Raw genomic sequence first — 19,037 nt, forward strand, 5'->3', positions numbered from 1 at the left:
TTAGAAACACTCGATATGTCGAGACGTGCCGCTGACGATTTCTACACAGTTTTGGGTTGCCGCGATCGGAGCTGACTGGGCAGGCCGTTTCACGATGACTTTCTTCACCACCCGCTTGGCTACCGGCTTGCTGGCCGCAACAGGCTTGGCCACCGGAACCGGCTCGTCCTTGCCGCGCAGGAGGATTTGTTTGGTAATACCGGAGGTTTCTACCGGCTTTGGGTCAACCTGATTGCGCAACACCAGGGACAAAGTGCCGACACTGCGTGCCAGATCCAGCTTTTCCGCCTGATCCGGGGTTACTTCCAGAGTCACGGCGTTGACCACCTTGGGTTTGGTATCGTCGCGACTGGCTTCCTGCGCCACCGCCAGCACCAGGATGTGCTCCAGCACGATCTTGGAAATGCTCAGGTCGACCTTGTCCTTGGTATTGGCTTTGGCGTCTTCGGTGGTATTGACGAGAATATCGACATAGTTGCCGGGCAAGGCAAAGCCGGCCACACCGATCACGTCGTTAACCCGTACCGTCATCGCGCGCTTGCCTTCCATCACCACCGCCGACAAGCCGCCCTTGGTGCCCAGCGGCGCCAGTTTCGACTCCAGAATCGCCTCGCCGCGCAGCACGCTGGTTTTCAGCACCCGCCCGTCCAGCGTCTGCGGATCGACAATCGCGCCTTCGGGAATGCTGCCGCTCGGCCAATCCACCAGCCGCAACATCTCCGGCGTCAGCTTGGAACCAAGATCGACATCCACCGCCGCGATAACCACTTTCTGGGCGGAGACATTGGTCTGCTTGTTGATCCATTGCGATGCCATCACCACGGCCACCAGGCCGACGATGACAGACACCACGATCATTGCTATGGCTCTTGGGTTTTTCACTGCCTTCTCCCCACACTTGATTTAAAGCTCAAGCCAGGTCGCGACCGCAACCTATCCCTTGGTGTAGTAGTTTTCCCATGCCCACGTCAGCAGCTCCTCGCTCAGCTCCGGCTTGATGCCCTGGTAAAAGGCAAAATCGCGGACCTGTTCCAGCAAATCGCGTGGAATACAGGCGAGAAGCGGCTTGTCGTGCTTGCCGTGCAATTCATCAATCACAAACCGCAGTCCCTCGTTGCTAAAGGGAATGCCCAGGCGGGCACAGTTCTGCTCGAAAATCGCGCGGTATTCTTCTTCCTCAAGCTTGCCGATGTAAATCTTGTAACCAAGCCGGCGCAGAAATGCCTCGTCGGCCAGCGTGCTTGGCGGAATGTTGCTGGAGAAAATCACAATGACATCGAACGGCACCATGAATTTGGTACCGGTATGCAGCGCCAGATAGTCCACGCGGCGATCGAGCGGCACAATCCAGCGATTCATCAGCATTTGTGGCGAGACCAGCTGCCGCCCCAGATCGTCAATGATCAGCAAGCCGTTGTTGGCCTTGACCTGTGGGGGGGCCTGGTAGAAGCGGGTGCTCTCATCGAAATCCAGATCCAGCATCGACAGGGTCAATTCGCCGCCGGTGATCACCACCGGACGTTCGCACTCGATCCAGCGCGCATCGTGCAGCGGCCCCTTGTCCAGTGAGCTGCCACTGTAATTGGTGGCCACCGGGCGGTGCACCAGCGGGTCGAACAGCTGGATTACCTCACTGTCCACCAGCACGGCATAAGGAATGGCGCAGTTGCCGGTCAGCAGGGTGGCCAGGTGTTCCGAAACAAAAGTCTTGCCGCTGCCGGGCGGGCCGTATACCAGGATGGCACGGCCGGAGTTCATCGCGGCGCCAAGCTGGTTCATGGTGTTCTGGCGCAGGACAAAGCCCTTGAACCCTTCGGCAACCAGCTCTTTGGTGACTTTCATGTTGGCCACCGACTGTCGGCGCACCGCGTCGTTATAGGCTTGGAGTGTCACCGGGGCAGGGCCGGCGTAATGGCTTTTCTGCAGATAGGTCTGGGTACGGTTGCGGCCAACATCGGTCAGCGTGTAAGCAATGGTGGCTTCCGTTTCATTGCGGCCGGATACCTCGCACAGCTGTTCGCTACGCATGAAGGCCAGCAGCGGTTCCAGCACACCGAGCGGCAGCTTGGTCAGGTTGACCAGATCGACCAGCCGGATCTGGCCATGAAAGAAGAGTGTCTTGCAGAGCAGCTCCACCAGAAACAGGAAATCCAGTCCGGTTTCTTTCACGGTCTGCGGGGCACGGGGCAAAAGATCACGAGGTGGAGTACTGCCCTGCAATTCCAAGCCATCTGGATTGAACATTTCCATCCTCCTCGTCAACATAAAAACCGAACCGGGTATTTATGCAATGAGATATAGCCCAGCGAAAACCATTAACCAAGAATAATTTTTCGATAATCAATCAATAACAAACAAGCATAACAAAACAGCGCCAGCGTTAGCAGGCGCATTGATCCGGCAATGAAATGCATTTCAAAAATCACAACCAGCTAAATCAGATTCCTTGCCAAATAAGATAACCAGCCGTACCTATGGCAATAGCCATGGCATAAGGTAGCGTCCCCACCGAATTGACTACCGAAGGGTTAGCCAACAGCTTATCGCCCGCGATTTTGGCCGCGCCTGGAAGCATCATGAATATGCTGTTTCTCAGCATTTGACGTACCATTTTCAATTTCAGCGAGAACGTCAGCGACAACACACCACCGGCCAACAAAGTACATAACACGACACCAAAGATCGCTGGCGAACCGGTAAAGCAGCCAACCAGTGCCATTAGCTTGACATCTCCCGCCCCCATGACGCGCAAGAGATAAAGCGGCAGGAATAATCCGAATCCAAACACCAGCCCCTTGATGGCTGAAACAATTCCCTCACCATCCAGCTGAAAAGCCTGTGCCAACAAGCCGACGGCAATACCGGCAAGAACTAGCTTGTTTGGAATCTTTCTGGTTTCCATATCGGTAAAAACAGCGGCGAGGAGAAATCCCGCAAGCAGACCCAACCTCGCCCCGAACAGAAGACCGATTCCAATGGCAGCTATCCAGGCCAGCCAGATGAAAATCATAGTCAATTATTTCCCCTTGGAGAATAACCAACGTCAAGCCAGGGCAGCGGCCAGTTCGGCTGCAATGTTATTGAACACCAGTTCCAGGTTGTCACCGACAGCACCAACCGAAGCAATAATTACCACGGCGATCAGGGCGGCAATCAAGCCATATTCAATGGCTGTTACACCATCTTCTTCCTGGATGAAACGTTTGAATGTCAATGCAAGCTTATCCATTTCCAATACCTCCGTGGAAATTGAACCTGTGGCAGCAACGACTGCCGTCCATTTTGCGCCAACCAGACATGACGCATGCCTTGTTCAAGCATCCCAAACAGACCACGCATAGCAACCTTCTACCGGGATACTCAAAACAAATACTACGCTGTACATTAAATTACGACCAACGACAGCTTAAACACTATGTTAGTACACCAGAGTCAGTGGACAAGGTAAATTTCAATTTGCGTATTCGTTAATAACCTACAACCCTTATCAAGTAATTGCTAAATGCATTATTTATTAAGAAATATAATGCATATGTAATTAAAACTAACAGCGAGTCTGCAATTTACAGAACACCTGCCACTACAGCTTCGACCTGGTCGGCTACGTTCAAGAACAGGGCCTGAACATTCGTCCCGACTCCTGTAACAGCGCCAACTATGACAATAGCGATAAGCGCTCCCAGCAGGGCGTACTCCATGGCTGTCACGCCATCCTCATTCAGCAAAAACAAACGCAAGTGACGGCTATACTTGTTCATGATCAGCCCCTAGTGAGCACCGGTTCATATAAATTCATTCAATAAGCAATGCCATACATACGGCTTTAGATCACCGTCACCACAAAGTCAAACAATTGCAAATTGTATGACATCGCCTATAGTGCACCTCGGAGTATAGAAAAAAGCATTTGTTAGTCTTTGCGTAAAGCCAATAGGGGGAATTTAAATCATGCCCTACACAAGAGCCGGACTAACACCTTCTACCGCCATTTTCATTATTGTGTTTACAATAATGCTGCTGTTCCCCAAGTTTGAAGACCCCGATTTCTACTGGCACCTGAAAACTGGCGAGTTGATAGTCACCACGGCACAGCTGCCATGGCATGACGTTTTCACTTATACCAATTCCGGCAATGCTTGGGTGCTTTCCGAATGGCTGAGTCAGGTCATTTTCTATTTTCTGTATCAGCAGGCTGGCCTGAACGGCATTGCAGCCATTACCGCACTTGTCTACGCCCTGTGCTGGTTTATCACCTACAAAACCTGCCAGGAACAGCTTCAAAATGAAGGTAAAGCGATTATCGTGGTGATGCTTTTCTGTGCCACGATGGGTGCCATTGCACCTCGTCCGCATATTTTTACATTTCTGTTTTTTGCAATCCTGTTGCATCAACTGTTCATGTTCAAATACCGGGCATCGGATCGCGGCCTGATTTTCATTCCACTAATGATGGCGATCTGGGCCAATGCACATGGTGGTTTTTTTATCGGTCTGGTTTTACTGGCGGCTTTTCTTGTTGCGGAGTGGAGCCATCATCTTCTGGTGGACAACGTTGGCCGCATTGAAACCAAGCGGCTAAAAAAATTAAGCCTCATTGCCACAGCAGGATTTCTGGCCACCGCCATCAACCCGCATGGCTGGCAATACTGGTTATACCCCTATCACGCAATCGTTTCTTCTGGCGATACCCAGTTCATCAGCGAGTGGCAATCCCCCAGCTTTCACAAGCCATTCTTTCAATACTTCCTGGCAGTCGTATTTCTGTTTTTCATGAACATGATTTACGCAAAGAGAAAACCGGATGTAACCGAGCTTGGCATTTCTCTGGTTTTCATTGGCGGGGCATTCTTTTCTGTTCGCAATATCCCGCTGGCCGCACTAACCATGGCGCCATTTTTTTCTGTCTTCTGTCAGGAGTTATCACTCGCCCGGATATTCAAGAAGCCGAATTACACGCCAAAATCCGGCCTGTCAGCCATTGCCCACCGTATTATGGTAGCCGGCAACAGACAGGTAGGCGGCAGTGCTCCACTGGCAAACTGGTTGCTTTTGATCGCGTCGCTGTTTTCAATCCTGCTGCTTTACCCAAGCAGAAAAGAGTACAACAGCATGGCGGTATCACGAATTCTGCCAGTTGCAGCAACTGACTTTGTCATCAAGCACAACATCAGCGGCAATATGTTCAACACCTATCATTACGGTGGCTACCTGATTTACCGGCTCTATCCCCGGCAGCGAGTTTTCATCTACGGTAGAACCGATATCTATCCGAAGCCGTTCATTACCGAATACCGGGAGATGTACCGTGGCGGCAGCGACTGGAAGCAATATTTCTACAAGCACAATATTGACTACGTGCTGTGTGAAAACCTGTCGCCGCTACGGCAGCTACTGCTGAACAACGGTGATTTCAAACTGGTCTTTGATGATGGCAAGCATTCAGTACTGCTGAAAGACACTGCCAAGTACCTGCAGCTGATCAAGCGGTACGCTCCGGGTTTGCAGAAGCATGTAAAGGGAAGCATTGCACTTTCATCAAGCAATGAAAGCGAGGGGTGATTCATGTTGACCGATCAGAGAACCGCCGATGCCTTTGCACACTCCTGGAACAACTTGCCAGCCGGCTCCGTTTACACCCGCGACCAGTTTACGGACTGGATGAGTCCGCTCACCGCGGCCGATGTCGCCGGGCGCCAGGTGCTGGAACTGGGATGCGGCAACGGCAGCCAAATGCTGCACCTGCTGGACTGGAAGCCGGCTTTTGTCGAAGGGGTGGATCTGGGCGATGCCATTCTTTCCGCCTGCAAGAATCTGGCGGGCAGGGCAGAGGAAAACTGGAAAATCACGAAAAGTGACATGACCGCCTTTTGCGGAGCGGGCTATGACCTGGTCTACTCCATCGGGGTGCTGCATCACCTGGACTGCCCCAAGGAAGGCTTCGACGCGGTGATCCGCAATGTAAAACCCGGCGGCCGCTTTCATTGCTGGGTATACGCGGAAGAGGGCAACAGCGTAATCATCAAACTGGTCGACCCCTTACGCAAGATAACGTCGCACCTGCCGTGGTGGCTGACCAAGTACGGCGTGGCGACCCCGCTGGCGGTGCCGTTTTTCCTTTATGCAAAGACAGTCGCGGCTCTGGCCGGTATCAGCGGCGTAGAAAAGCTGCCGCTATACCAATACTGCCGCTGGATCAGCAACCGCGACTTCCGGTTTTTCAGACATGTCGCCTTTGATCAGCTGGTCACCCCGCAAACTGTCTATATCAATAAGGCGACGATCGAGGCCTGGCTGGCCGGCCATGCCGATATCGATCAGCACAGCACCTACATCATCATGAGAAATGGCAACTCCTGGAAGTTTGGTGGCAAGCGCAAGGAGGCATAGCGATGCAGATCGCCGAGAAGTTCATGACCATGCTGCGTTGCCCGCTTTCTGGTGCACCGTTGCAGCAAAGCGACCATGGGCTGGCCAGCCACGACGGCAGCCTGCACTACCAAATCAGCCCGTCTGGCGTGCCGCTGTTTGCGGAACACTTCTGCACTGATGACGCCAAGCGGCAGCAAGCCCATTTCGAGAAAATTGCCGGCATCTATATCAACAATCTTGCCTACCCGCATACGCAGGAGTATGCGGCCTACCTTGACCGCGCCTTTCTCGACATCGCCGCCGAGGCAAAGCTGGGCAGTACCGCCGAGATCTGCTGCGGCAGTGGCGAGGCGTTCCGCCTGCTGGGCAACAAGGTCGGCACCGGACTGGGCATCGATATCTCGCTGTCGATGCTGGAGGCCGCCAAAGCCAGCCTGCTGGATGCCGAGCAGTATTGTTTTGTACAAGGCGACGCCACCCGCTTGCCGCTGGCAGACAGCCTGTTTGACAGTGTTTTCATCATCGGCGGTATTCACCACGTCAACGACCGAAAACAGCTGTTTCGCGAGGTATTCCGGATATTGAAACCGGGTGGCCGTTTCTATTGGCGCGAACCGGTCAGTGATTTTTTCCTTTGGCGCTGGCTGCGCGCGCTGATTTACCGCCTGTCGCCATCGCTGGACGATAAAACCGAGCGACCGCTGCTGTACCGGGAAACGGTACCGCCGCTTGAAAATGCCGGCTTTGTACTCAAGGCCTGGCAAACCTACGGCTTTTTGGGTTATTGCCTGCTGATGAACAGCGATGTCCTAGTCTTCAACAGGGCTTTCCGCTACATCCCCGGCATACGCCTGCTTACAAGGTTGGCCGCAAGGCTGGATCACACCATCACCAGCCTGAAGCCGTTCCGGCGCTATGGATTGATCGTTATCGGCATGGCTGAAAAACCGGGATGAACACAGCAAAAATGCGGTTATTCATTTATTACATGATCATGGTTGCCATGACCGTTGCGGCCAACCTTCTGCTCAAATCCGGGGCAGAAAAATCCGGCAATAGCCTGATTGAGCTGTTCAATATCAGGATCTTGTTCGGCTTTGTTTTTTTCGGGTTGGCGGCGTGCTTTTACATTCTGGTGCTGACCAAATTACCGTTGAATGTCGCGCAATCCTTTGCCGCCATCCAGTTTGTTGCCGTAATCATGGCGGCGCACTTTTTTCTGGGCGAGCCAATTGATGCTACCAGGGCATTGGGCATCACCCTGATTTTCTGCGGGATATTACTGGTCGGGAAATCCAGTTTCTGAGCAGCCATGCTGCGGTTTATTGCTTGTGCCATCCTGGAATGGGGAGGTGCTCATGATTTCCGTTATCGTGCCGGTGTATAACGAGGCCGACAATCTGGTCGCGCTTTACGAGCAGGCGGTGGTTGTACTGCGAAGGCTGGAGCAGCCGTGGGAGCTGATCTTCATCAACGATGGCAGCACGGACGGCAGCCAGGAGCGGCTGGAAGAACTGGCCGCAAGAGACCAGAGCGTAAAGGTCATCAAATTCTGCCGTAATTTTGGCCAGACCGCGGCGATGATGGCGGGGGTCGATTACGCGGAGGGTCATATCATCATCCCGATGGATGGTGACATGCAGAACGACCCCGAAGATATTCCACGACTGCTAGACAAGTTGGAGCAGGGGTTTGATGTCGTGTCCGGCTGGCGGCAAGACCGCAAGGACAGCCCGATCAAGCGCAATCTTGTCAGCCGCGTCGCCAACCGCATGATTTCGTCGATTTCCGGCGTGCACCTTCATGACTATGGTTGCTCGCTGAAGGCGTACCGGAAAGACGTGATCAAGGGCGTGCGCCTGTACGGCGAGATGCACCGTTTCATCCCGATTTACGCCAGCTGGTTTGGCGCCCGCATTGCCGAAATCCCGGTGCTGCACCACCCGCGGCAGAATGGCGTTTCAAAGTATGGCCTGGGCCGCATCGTCAAGGTGATCCTCGACCTGATGGTGGTGAACTTCCTGTCCAAATACGCCGGCAAGCCGATGTATCTTTTCGGCGCCGCCGGCCTGTTCATCCTGCTGATCAGTCTGCTCACCGGCGGCTGGGCGGTGTACCTGAAACTGGTGGAAGGGGTGTCCTTCATCTCGACCCCGCTGCCGCTGCTGGTGGTGATGACCGGGGTGACCGGCTTCATGTGCATCCTGATGGGGCTGCTGGCGGAGTTGCTGATCCGCACCTATTACGAGGCGCAGGGCAAGAGCGTGTATCTGGTTGGCAAGACGCTCAATATCAAGACGCGATGCGCAACGAGGGCGGCCAGATGTGTGGAATCGTCGGATTTGTAGGCGCCGGCACGCGACACGACCTGGAGCGGATGAGCAACGAAATCATCCATCGCGGGCCGGACGGGGTCGGCTATTGGACGGACCCGGCGCAGGGCGTCTATCTCGGGCACCGCCGGCTGGCGATTCTCGATCTGGCCGGCGGCCAGCAACCGATGTGGACCGCCGATGGCGCTCTTGGCGTGGTGTTCAATGGCGAGATCTACAATTATCGCGAGCTGCGCACCGAGCTGGAGCAGGCCGGTCACGTGTTCCTGACCGATCATTCGGATACGGAAGTGTTGCTGCACGGCTACCGCGAGTGGGGCGAGGCGCTGACCGGGCGCCTGAACGGCATGTGGGCGTTCGCGCTGTATGACCGCCGCCAGGCGCGGTTATTCTGCAGCCGAGACCGTTTCGGCAAGAAGCCGTTCTACTACACGCTGCAGCAGGGCAGCTTTGTCTTTGCCTCCGAACTGACCGCCTTGCTGTGCCACCCGTCGGTGACGGCCACCGTTTCCCGCGCGGCGATCCGCAAATACATTGCCTACGGTTACCTGCCGGCCCCCAACACGCCATACCACGCCATCCACAAACTGCCGGCCGGCTGCTCGCTGGTCTTTACCCTCGACAGCGGCAGCTTGCGCCTTTCCCGTTACTGGTCCTTCGTGCTGGAGCCGGCGGAGGCACGCCCGGCCGGGATTGAAAAGCAATGGCAAGAGGAGCTATTAGAAAAGCTTGATAAAGCCGTGGCCTGCCGCTTGGTCGCCGATGTGCCGCTCGGCGTGTTTCTCAGCGGCGGCATCGACTCTTCCGCCGTCGCCGCGCTGGCGGCCCGACACAGCGGGGCAGGGCAACTGCAGACCTTCAACATCGGCTTCGATGTCGCCGGCTTTGACGAATCCGCGCACGCGCGGCGCGTCGCCACCTTGCTGAATACCCACCATCACGAGGCCATCCTGTCGCTGGACGTCGCGCGCAGCCTGCTGCCCGCCATCACCGGCAAGCTGGACGAGCCGATGGCCGATAGCTCGCTACTGCCCACCAGCCTGCTGTGCCAGCACGCGCGGCGCCATGTCACCGTTGCCTTGGGCGGTGACGGCGCCGACGAGCTGTTTGCCGGTTATGCGCCATTCCGTGCGCTGCGCTGGGCCAGTTATTACCAGAAGCTGGTGCCCGGCCCGCTACACACCGCGATCCGCCTGCTGGCCAATCGCCTGCCGGTCGGCGATGGCTACATGAGCCTGGACTTCAAGCTCAAGCGGACATTGCAGGGGCTCAGCCATCCGCCCCGTCTGTGGCACCCGAGCTGGATGTGCCCGCTGGACGATGCCGCACTCGCCGAGTGCTTCCTGGGGCCGGTCGATCCGGAAGAGGTGTTCTCGGAGGCCATCGCGGCGTGGGAGCGCTGCAGCCAGCCCAATCTGGTCGACCGCAGCCTGCAGTTCTTCACCGACATCTACCTGCAGGACGACATTCTCGCCAAGGTCGATCGCGCCAGCATGATGCATTCACTGGAAGTGCGCTCCCCCTTTCTGGACATTAATGTCGTTGATCTGGCAAGGAAGATTCCTTCGGAATACAAGCTACGTCACGGCGAGACGAAATACATCCTGAAAAAGGCGCTGGCACGGATCCTGCCGCAGGACATCCTGCAGCGGCCGAAGCAGGGCTTTGCGGTGCCGATAGCCAAGTGGTTGCGCGACGATGCGCTGCAGCTGGACGAATCCAGTGCCTCGGCCGGGCTGAACGGCGCATTCATTGCAAAAACCGTTGCCGATTACCGGCAGCACAACAGCAACCGGCACCACTTCCTGTGGGGGCAATGGACGCTGGTGCAGGTGATGCAACGTCATGCCGCGCTGGCCAGCACGCCCAGCACGGCCGAAACCGTACACGCCCTCTAGTTATCTGCGGGCTGGAGGCTACACGCCAAACCTGCTGCGCAGGCATCGCCTTACCCTGACATGGTGGTCTAGCGGCGCGGCAAGACACGGTGCAATAAAAAAGCCCTGATCTGCTCGATCAGGGCTTCGCCTTGCGGCCAACGCTATTCCGCGTTCGCCAGCAGCATCTCGCTGGCGTGTTGCCGCGTGGTGCTGGTGATATCCTCGCCGCCCAGCATCCGCGCCAGTTCGTCGATGCGCTGCACCTGATCCAGCGGCTGGATACGGCTGACGGTGCGGCCATCGACGCCGGACTTGCTGACCTGCCAGTGCTGGCTGGCGCAGGACGCCACCTGCGGCAGGTGCGTCACGCACAGCACCTGATAGCGTTCGCCCAGCTGCCGCAACAGCTTGCCAACCACCTCGGCGACGCGGCCGCCGATACCGACGTCCACTTCGTCGAAAATCAGCGTCGGCACACTGGCGACCTGGCTGATCACTACCTGCATCGCCAGGCTGATACGCGACAGCTCACCACCGGATGCCACCTTGGCCAGCGGCCGCAGGGTGCTGCCCTGGTTGGCCGCCACCAGATACTCGACGGCTTCCAGTCCGTTGGCGGTCGGCTCCGCCGCGGCGGACAGCTCGATGGCAAAGCGCGCGCCCTCCATTGCCAGCCGCTGCATCTCGGTGCTGATGCGGGACGACAGCTCGTTGGCGGCCTGGCGGCGTTTGCCGGACAGCGCCTCGGCGTGGGCACGGTAGCGTGCCAGCGCCGCCGATTCGGCGACGGCCAGCGCTTCCTGATCGGTCGATGCCTCCAGTGCGGCCAACTGTTGCTGCCAGTCGCCGAGTTTTTTCGGCAGTTCTTCCGGCGTGCAGCGGTACTTGCGGGCGATGCGCATCAGCACGTCGAGGCGTGCCTCGACATCCAGCAGCTGCTTGGGGTCGTCGTCAAAATCGCTGCCGTAGCTGCGCAGGCTGTACACCACCTCGCGCAATTCGGCATCGACCGAATCCAGCAGTGCCAGCGACTCCGCCAGTCGTGTATCCAGCGCCGACAGCCGCCCAAGGCGGTTCTGCACCTGCGACAGCAGCGACAGGCAGTTGCCGTCCATGTCGGACAGCACGTCCACCGCCAGCTGCGCGGTTTGCGCCAGCTCGGCGGCATTGGCCAGCCGCGAGTGCTGCTGGTTGAGCTGCGGCCACTCGTCGGCCTGCAGGTTCAGTTCGCTCAGTTCGTTGATCTGCCAGGTCAGGCGCTCGCGCTCGACTTCCGATTCGCGCGACAGCCGCTCGGCGTCCTCGCGCTGGCGTCGCGCCTGCTGCCAGTCCTGCCATGCCTCGCGCACGTCGCGCGCCAGCTGCGTGCTGCCGGCGTAGGCGTCGAGCAGCGCGCGCTGGGTGTCGGCGCGCATCAGCGACTGGTGCGCGTGCTGGCCGTGGATGTCGACCAGATACTCGCCGATGGCCTTGAGCTGGCTTTGCGTCGCCTGCTGGCCATTGATGAAACTGCGCGAGCGGCCATTGCGATCCACCAGGCGGCGGATCAGCAGGTCGTCCTCGTCGCCGCTCAGCTCGTTGTCCTGCAGCCAGGCGCGCAGGTCCGGGCTGTTGTGGATGGAAAACTGCGCGGCGATTTCGGCACGCTCGGCGCCGTCGCGGATCTGGCCGGCATCGGCACGGTCGCCCATCAAAAGGCCCAGGGCATCGAGGATGATGGATTTGCCGGCGCCGGTTTCACCGGTGAGCACGGTAAAACCGGCATGAAAATCGAGATCGAGCTGATCGACGATGACAAAGTCGCGAACATTCAGTGACAGCAGCATGGTCTTGTGATTTCTCAGAGCAGACGCTCGCCCCAGTGAAGCTTGTGGCGCAGCATGTCGTAGTAGTTGTAGCCAATCGGGTGCAGGATTTTCAGCGTGTTGCGGTAGCTACGCACGATGACCCGGTCCATTTCCATCAGGTCGCAGTGCGACTGACCGTCAAAATGCACGCGCGTATCCAGCCCGCGCGTGAGCATGAAGGCCACTTCGCAGTTGTCGCTGACCGCGATCGGCCGGTTGCTGAGCGACTGCGGGCAGATCGGCACCAGCGCCATCGCGCGCAAGGTCGGATGCAGAATCGGCCCGCCGGAGGCCAGCGAGTAGGCGGTGGAGCCGGTCGGGGTGCTGATGATCAGGCCGTCGGAGCGCTGGCTGTAGACAAACTGGTTGTCGACGAACACTTCAAACTCGATCATCGAGCCGAGCGCGCCGCGGCTGATCACCACGTCGTTGAGCGCCAGTGCGCTGGTGATCTCCGCCTCTTCGCGGATCACCGACGCCTGCAGCAGGATGCGCTCTTCCGGCACGAACTGGCCTTCCAGTATCTGGTCGATGGCGGCCAGCATTTCGTGTAGCGGAATGTCGGTCATGAAGCCGAGCCGCCCCTGGTTGATGCCGACCAGCGGCACGCGGTAGGCGGCCAGCACGCGGGCGATCGACAGCATGGTGCCGTCGCCGCCGAGCACGATCACCAGATCGGCAAGCTTGCCCAGATCATCGCGTTCGACCGCAGGGTAGGCCGGCGTGTTGTCGTCCGCCGGCGGCATGCTTTCCGCGTCGATCAGCACCCGCACGCCGCGCTGGGTCAGGTGGGCAGCCAGGGTCAGCAGCGATTCGATGATGTGCGGTTTGCTGTGTCGGGCAACCAGGCCGATCACACTGAACAGGTTCTTGGTCATGATGGATGCGTAATGCTTTCGTTGCCGGTAATCGGCAAGGCTTTCAGGTAGAAGCGGATCAACTCCGCCAGCGAATTGACGCCCAGCTTGTTGAACAGGTTGGCGCGGTGCGCCTCGATGGTGCGCGGCGAGACGTCCAGTTCCTTGGCGATTTCCTTGCTGGACAGGCCGTCGGCCACCAGTCGCAGGATCACCATCTCGCGCTCGGTGACTTTTTCCAGCTGCTGCTTGACCTCGGCGGTTTCCGCCTCGTGCTGTTGCAGCTGGATGCTGTTGCGGATCGCCTTGCGCAGGCTTTCCAGCAGCCGGTTGCGGTCGATCGGCTTGGTGATGAAGTCGACCGCCCCGCCACGGAAGGCCCGGGTGCACTGCTCCAGGTCACCATGGCCGGTAATAAAAATGATCGGCAGCTTGTTTTCCTTGATGCTGAGGATGTCTTGCAGCGCGAGGCCGTTGATGTCCGGCATGCGGATATCCAGCACCAGGCAACCGATATCGCCCGGCGCGTAGGCCTGCAGGAAGGACGTGGCGCTGTCGAAGGTCAGCACGTGCAGACCCTGGGTGCCGATGAGAATGGCGAGCGCGTCGCGCACCCCCGGATCGTCATCGACCACATACACGGATGGCGTCATCGATGCCATTATTGCTGCTCCTCTTTTGCGTCGGGATGGCTGTTTTTGATTACCGGCACGGTCAGCGAAAACTCCGCGCCGCCGGTCTCCAGATTGCGTGCGGCAAGACGACCACCAATGCTTTCGATGATGGTCTGGCTGATGGTCAGCCCCAGCCCCATGCCCTCGCTCTTTGAACTGTAAAACGGGTCAAATACGTGCGGCAGGATATTTTCCGGTATGCCGGTGCCGTTGTCACGGATTCCCAGCCGGATGTGGCGGCCGCGGCGTTCGCTATAGGCAAAGATCCGCATCGGCTCGTCGCTGCGGTTTTTCTCGGTCATGGCGTCGACGGCATTCTTGATCAGGTTGATGATCACCTGTTCCAGCTGGATGCTGTCCGCCATCACCTGCGGCAAGCCTTCCGCCAGATCGGTGGTGACGATCACCTCGCGCGCGGCCAGCTCGTTCTTGGTCAGGTCCAGCGCGCTGCGCAACGCGTCGTTGATGTTGAGCGGCGCCACTTCCGGCTGTTTGCGGCTGGCCAGCTCGCGCAGGCGGCGGATGATCTGGCCGGCCCGATTGGCCTGCCGCACCGAGGAGACCAGCGAAATGCGCAGCAGTACCGGATCCGGGCTGGCGTCGTCCATCATCGCCAGGCAGGCTTCGTTGTAACTCATGATCGCCGACAGCGGCTGGTTGATCTCGTGCGCCACGCCGGACGACATTTCACCCAGCGTATTGATGCGGGCAACGCGCGCCAGCTCGTCCTGATGCTTTTTCAGCTGCATCTCGCTGGCTTTCAGCGCGGCGACCATGTCCTGGCGCAGCTTGCCGACATGGCGGAAACTGAGCAGGTAGCGCACCGCAACGTTGGCCGCATCGTTCAGCGGAATGAATTCGCCCTCGATCTCGCTCTCCTGGCCATGGGCGTCGATCAGGATGCTGCCCGGCGGCAGCATCGCCCGCACTTTTTTCTCGATCAGGCGCGGCAACACATGGACGCGGCGCTGGTTGCGCGGATAGCAGATGCCGAAGTCGACGCCATCCAGCAGCTTGCCCTGCAAGGCAGCATCGCCGGTCAGCGCCATGGCGCGGGCATTGGCGTACAGCACCTGGTTGCGCACCGACAGCAGCAGCACGGCCTCGTCCATTGTCTGCAAGGCGAGATGCTCCAGCACCGCCAGCGGCTGCGGCGCGGCAACAGGCGGCAAGGCTGGCTCAGGCACTGAGGCAGAGGGGCGGAACAGCCGGCGGGACAGCATGCCGCTGCCCAGCAAGGCACCGCCAAACAACAGCCATGGCAGCCACCCCGCGGCAGGCAGGCTAAGTTGCAGCACGTAGGGCAGCGCCGAATCCGGCACCAGCAGTGTTTGTCGCAGCGTTTGCAGCGCCGAGAACGGTACATCCGCCGCGGGCACGCTGGCCAATTGCGGCATGTCCGGCGCGGCGCTGATCGACAACTGCAGCGGGCTATTGTCCGGCAACGGCAGCAGCTGACTAATGTCGACAAAGACCACCGCCACGCCGCTCACTTGGCTTAGCCGCTGCGCCGTGGTATCCGGCAGCACACCGCCGGTGTAGGCGGCCTTGACGAAGGCCAGTCCCGGCGCGCCGTCGCGATAGGTAAACGGTTTGCTGGCCTGCATTTCACCACTACTAATGGCAGTCTTGATCGCGGCCGCGAAAAAGCGGTCAGCGGCCAGATCCAGCCCTTGCAGATATTCAAGGCGGCCACCGGGACGATCCGGGGACAGGTTGGCCAGCGGAATGTAGTGACTGCGTGCGGGGGCAGGGAACCAGGCACTGCTGTCCGTCCAGGTCTCGCTGCTCTGGTCGCGATATTCGCGGATCAGGAACAACGCGCGACGGCGATAGCTCTGCTGCACTTCGAAGGCGTCGCGACTGCCGGTATCAACCTTGTACTGAAAGCCGGCGGCCACCACGAAAGCGGGCAGTTCCGTGGCTGGGGACTGCGGTGCGGCCGCGCCCGCCGGTGTCAGCTGCTGCAGCAGTAGGGCGGTGTAATCCAGCTGCCGGCGCAGCAGCGTCTGGTTCAGTTGCACGGCCTGATCAAATGTTTGCTGGCGATAACCGGCCAGCTGTGCCGCCAGTACGTAGATCAACAGCAAGCAAAGCGCCCAGAACAGCCACTTCGCCCCCCCGTATTGTCGTACCGCCTGCAGAAACGTTTTTGTTGTGATCAAGTCCGGACTTTCAATGGCTAATCGGCCAGGCCGCGCTGTTGCAGCGTTTCCAGCACCCGTTCGCCTTTCATCACCTTGCCGGCAACGACGGCGCGGCAGTAGGGCGCATAAGGATTCAGCTCATAATAACGGTGATGCTCGGTTTCGGCAGGGTAAAAGGTGGCGGCCGGTTGTGACTGCGTCACGATTTGCGCGCCGGGCGGCAAGGTTGGCCGCAACTCGTCCATGATGCGCGCCAGCGCGGCTTCCTGCTCCGGAAAGTGCCAGAACACCGCCGAGCGGTATTGCGTGCCGACATCGTGGCCTTGCCGGTTCGGCGTTGTCGGGTCATGGGTGGCGAAAAAAAGCCGCAGCAGGTTTTCATAGCTGACGACTTCGTCATCAAACTCGATTTCGACCGCCTCGGCATGGCCGGTGCGGCCGCTGCACACCTGCTCGTAGCCGGGATTGGCGACCGCTCCACCGGTATAACCCGGCGTCACCGACTTGACGCCCGGCACTTGGCGGAAAACCGCCTCGGTGCACCAGAAGCAGCCACCGGCGAATGTTGCCTTGTTCAACATGATATAGCCCTCATTCCGGCATGACCCGTGTTGTCGTTTCAGGGGAGTGTAGATAAATTATCTGCCAGCAAGCGGAAAAAGCCATCACTATCAACAGTTGTAAGATAATTTACATTTGCCGCTTTCCCGGTGACGCCCCACCAGTCCACCGGTGTCGCGCCCAGCGTCAGTTCGCTGTTTTGCTCCACCGCCACATGCACCTTGCGCCCGGAGAACAGCCCTGGCTGCAGCACATAGGCAATCACGGTCGGATCATGCAGCGGCGCGCCGTTGGCGCCGTAACGCTGTACATCGAAGCGTTCCAGCGTGGTCATGATGTCGGCGGCCAGATTGCCGGCGCGGTTGGGCAGGGCACGCAGCAGCCCAATGCGCGCCGGTGACGCGGTCGCCTTGTGGGTGACATCCAGCGGCAGCATGGTGATGGCGGCACCGCAAGCCAGCACCGTGGCCGCCGCGTCCGGATCGACATAGATATTGAATTCTGCCGACGGCGTGATGTTGCCACCTTCAAAGTAGGCACCACCCATCAGCACGATCTCCCGGATACGGCCAACGATGTCCGGCGCCCGCACGATCGCCATCGCCAGATTGGTCAAAGGTCCCAGCATGCACAACATAACGCTGCCGGCCTCGCGTTCGCGCAGGGTGCGGATGATGAAATCGACGCCGTGCTCCGGCTGCAACGACATAGCCGGCTCATGCAGCGGCACGCCGTCCAGCCCGGTCCTACCGTGCACGTGTTCGGCGGTGACCAGCGGGCGCAGAAGAGGGCGCTCGCAACCGGCATAGACCGGCACTTCCGGCCGGCCGGCCCACTCGCAGATGATACGGGCATTTTTTGCCGTCAGTTCCAGCGGCACATTGCCTGCCACCACCGAAATTCCGACAACTTCGAGCTGGGCCGAGCCTAAAGCTGTCAAAATAGCGACCGCATCATCCTGGCCAGGATCGGTATCAATAATTATCGCGGTCTTGCTCATGATGAATGGCTTGCCTTCAATGCAAAGGCGCCAAGGTTTACCACGCCCCGTTTAAAAGTCAATAGTTGGCCACAAGGCGGAGCCTTCTCAGTTTTGGTGAAAATAGTATGAAGATCGTATTGGCCCCGATGGAAGGGCTTGTAGATGACGTGATGCGGGATGTGCTGACCGAGATTGGCGGCATCGACTGGTGTGTTACCGAGTTCATTCGCGTCACCAACTCCTTGCTGCCGGTAAAGACTTTTCACCGTCTGGCCCCCGAACTGCTACAGCAGTCAAAGACACGTGCCGGTACACCGGTGCGACTGCAATTGCTCGGCTCCGATCCGGTCTGCCTGGCCGACAACGCGGCAAGGGCGGCGGAGCTGGGCGCGCCGGTTATCGACCTGAATTTTGGCTGTCCGGCACCGACCGTCAACCGTCATCGCGGCGGCGCGGTGTTGCTGAAAGAGCCGCAAACACTCTACGAGATCATTAGCGCAGTCCGCGCCACGGTACCCGCCAACATCCCAATCACCGCAAAAATGCGGCTAGGTTATGAAGATACCAGCCTGACACTGGACTGCGCCCGTGCCATCAACGCCGCCGGCGCTGCGGAACTGACCGTCCATGCCCGCACCAAGGTAGAAGGCTACAAACCGCCGGCACACTGGGAGTGGTTTGCCAGGATCAAGGAAGTGATCGACATCCCGCTGATTGCCAATGGCGAAGTCTGGACCCTGGAGGACTACTGCAATATTCGCGCAGTCAGCCAGTGCGAAACTATCATGATCGGCCGGGGCCTGATTGCTGCCCCCGATTTTGCCAAGCGCATCAAGCACCTGCAGCAAACTGGCAGCCAGCTGCCACCGGAGCCGTGGGCGGAGGTACTGGCGCATGTCGACAACCTGTTCATGCAATGTCAGCTGCGTGCCGGCGATAGCAGCTACGCCGTCAGCAGGGTCAAGCAATGGCTTAACCAGCTGAAACGCACCTATATCGAAGCCAGTGATTTCTTCAATGAAATCAGGTCAATACGCGAACCGGAACAACTAAAAACCAGGCTGAACGCCGCCCGTTGAGCACTAGGTATTTTTACGAATAGCCATTACACCGATGGTAGCCTTATCATTAATCATGCTTTCTGATATGGAATGGCGTTCCTCATCTGAAGCGTAACGGAGACCAAATCCGTGCTTCCAAAACCTCCTGCCATCGGTGACTGATGCTGGAGGTTCTTTTTTTGCCTAGCGTTTAGGCATCCTGACACGTGATTACCGACCGCGGCCACAAACCGCAGCCAGATTGCTCTGGGCGCCTCACATCGACTGGTTTTTTGATCCTGGCAAGCAACTGCACCGGCAAACCCAGCTTGACGCGACCTAGATTT

Annotated in this window: 18 protein-coding genes; 7 read left to right on the plus strand and 11 right to left on the minus strand. The window is 58.5% G+C overall.

All coding sequences use genetic code 11. The annotated features are described in order from the left end of the window. From cpaB to PQU89_RS05000, 5 genes are all read right to left on the minus strand, one after another. Positions 1-858, minus strand: coding sequence for a Flp pilus assembly protein CpaB (cpaB, locus tag PQU89_RS04980; RefSeq protein ID WP_272764889.1), 858 nt, complete (start codon positions 856-858; stop codon positions 1-3). A gap of 75 nt (positions 859-933) precedes the next feature. Further along, a complete protein-coding gene (locus PQU89_RS04985; protein WP_272764890.1) occupies positions 934-2,250 on the minus strand; it encodes a DUF8689 domain-containing protein in 1,317 nt (438 codons plus the stop codon). Between the two features lie 187 nt (positions 2,251-2,437). After that, entirely contained in the window at positions 2,438-3,010 is a 573-nt protein-coding gene (locus PQU89_RS04990; protein ID WP_272765001.1) for an A24 family peptidase, read from the minus strand. Positions 3,011-3,043: 33 nt separating this feature from the next. After that, the gene (locus PQU89_RS04995) at positions 3,044-3,229 is read right to left on the minus strand and encodes a Flp family type IVb pilin (RefSeq protein ID WP_272757330.1); all 186 of its coding nucleotides are present in this window, start codon (positions 3,227-3,229) and stop codon (positions 3,044-3,046) included. Positions 3,230-3,563: 334 nt separating this feature from the next. Next, the gene (locus PQU89_RS05000; RefSeq protein WP_272764891.1) at positions 3,564-3,758 is read right to left on the minus strand and encodes a Flp family type IVb pilin; all 195 of its coding nucleotides are present in this window, start codon (positions 3,756-3,758) and stop codon (positions 3,564-3,566) included. 253 nt (positions 3,759-4,011) lie between these two features. Here PQU89_RS05000 and PQU89_RS05005 point away from each other — a divergent pair, with 253 nt between their 5' ends. The 6 genes from PQU89_RS05005 to asnB are packed head-to-tail and all read left to right on the plus strand — an operon-like array spanning position 4,012 to position 10,600. Continuing rightward, on the plus strand, positions 4,012-5,559 hold the full coding sequence (locus PQU89_RS05005) for a hypothetical protein (protein ID WP_272764892.1): 1,548 nt from the start codon (positions 4,012-4,014) through the stop codon (positions 5,557-5,559). A gap of 3 nt (positions 5,560-5,562) precedes the next feature. Continuing rightward, positions 5,563-6,387, plus strand: a complete 825-nt coding sequence (locus PQU89_RS05010; protein ID WP_272764893.1) for a class I SAM-dependent methyltransferase — start codon at positions 5,563-5,565, stop codon at positions 6,385-6,387. 2 nt (positions 6,388-6,389) lie between these two features. After that, positions 6,390-7,325, plus strand: a complete 936-nt coding sequence (locus tag PQU89_RS05015; RefSeq protein WP_272764894.1) for a class I SAM-dependent methyltransferase — start codon at positions 6,390-6,392, stop codon at positions 7,323-7,325. Continuing rightward, a complete protein-coding gene (locus PQU89_RS05020; RefSeq protein ID WP_272764895.1) occupies positions 7,322-7,675 on the plus strand; it encodes an EamA family transporter in 354 nt (117 codons plus the stop codon). Before PQU89_RS05015 ends, PQU89_RS05020 begins: the two co-directional genes overlap by 4 nt. Before the next feature lie 52 nt (positions 7,676-7,727). Then, the gene (locus tag PQU89_RS05025; RefSeq protein WP_272764896.1) at positions 7,728-8,717 is read left to right on the plus strand and encodes a glycosyltransferase family 2 protein; all 990 of its coding nucleotides are present in this window, start codon (positions 7,728-7,730) and stop codon (positions 8,715-8,717) included. Between the two features lie 29 nt (positions 8,718-8,746). Further along, positions 8,747-10,600, plus strand: coding sequence for an asparagine synthase (glutamine-hydrolyzing) (gene asnB / locus PQU89_RS05030; RefSeq protein WP_272764897.1), 1,854 nt, complete (start codon positions 8,747-8,749; stop codon positions 10,598-10,600). A 143-nt stretch (positions 10,601-10,743) separates the two neighbouring features. Here asnB and recN read toward each other — a convergent pair whose 3' ends face one another. From recN to PQU89_RS05060, 6 genes are all read right to left on the minus strand, one after another. Then, positions 10,744-12,408 carry a DNA repair protein RecN gene (gene recN / locus PQU89_RS05035; RefSeq protein ID WP_255908788.1) on the minus strand — a complete coding sequence of 555 codons (1,665 nt, stop codon included), beginning with the start codon at positions 12,406-12,408 and terminating at the stop codon, positions 10,744-10,746. Between the two features lie 14 nt (positions 12,409-12,422). Further along, complete coding sequence (locus tag PQU89_RS05040) at positions 12,423-13,307, minus strand: NAD kinase (protein ID WP_120809824.1); 885 nt, start codon at positions 13,305-13,307, stop codon at positions 12,423-12,425. Next, on the minus strand, positions 13,304-13,939 hold the full coding sequence (locus PQU89_RS05045; protein WP_272764898.1) for a response regulator transcription factor: 636 nt from the start codon (positions 13,937-13,939) through the stop codon (positions 13,304-13,306). Before PQU89_RS05045 ends, PQU89_RS05040 begins: the two co-directional genes overlap by 4 nt. 8 nt (positions 13,940-13,947) lie before the next feature. Further along, positions 13,948-16,050 (minus strand): ATP-binding protein, encoded by a 2,103-nt coding sequence (locus PQU89_RS05050; RefSeq protein WP_272764899.1) that lies wholly within the window; start codon positions 16,048-16,050, stop codon positions 13,948-13,950. A 92-nt stretch (positions 16,051-16,142) separates the two neighbouring features. Beyond that, positions 16,143-16,688: a peptide-methionine (S)-S-oxide reductase MsrA gene (gene msrA / locus PQU89_RS05055; protein ID WP_272764900.1), complete on the minus strand. Its 546-nt coding sequence runs from the start codon at positions 16,686-16,688 to the stop codon at positions 16,143-16,145. Between the two features lie 38 nt (positions 16,689-16,726). Next, positions 16,727-17,668, minus strand: a complete 942-nt coding sequence (locus PQU89_RS05060; protein ID WP_272764901.1) for a nucleoside hydrolase — start codon at positions 17,666-17,668, stop codon at positions 16,727-16,729. A gap of 107 nt (positions 17,669-17,775) precedes the next feature. On the opposite strand from PQU89_RS05060, the gene PQU89_RS05065 reads away from it, so the two are divergent. After that, positions 17,776-18,729 (plus strand): tRNA dihydrouridine synthase, encoded by a 954-nt coding sequence (locus tag PQU89_RS05065; RefSeq protein ID WP_373322781.1) that lies wholly within the window; start codon positions 17,776-17,778, stop codon positions 18,727-18,729. Positions 18,730-19,037 lie beyond the last annotated feature (308 nt).

The sequence above is a fragment of the Vogesella indigofera genome (genome assembly GCF_028548395.1).
Taxonomy (GTDB): Bacteria; Pseudomonadota; Gammaproteobacteria; order Burkholderiales; family Chromobacteriaceae; genus Vogesella; species Vogesella indigofera_A.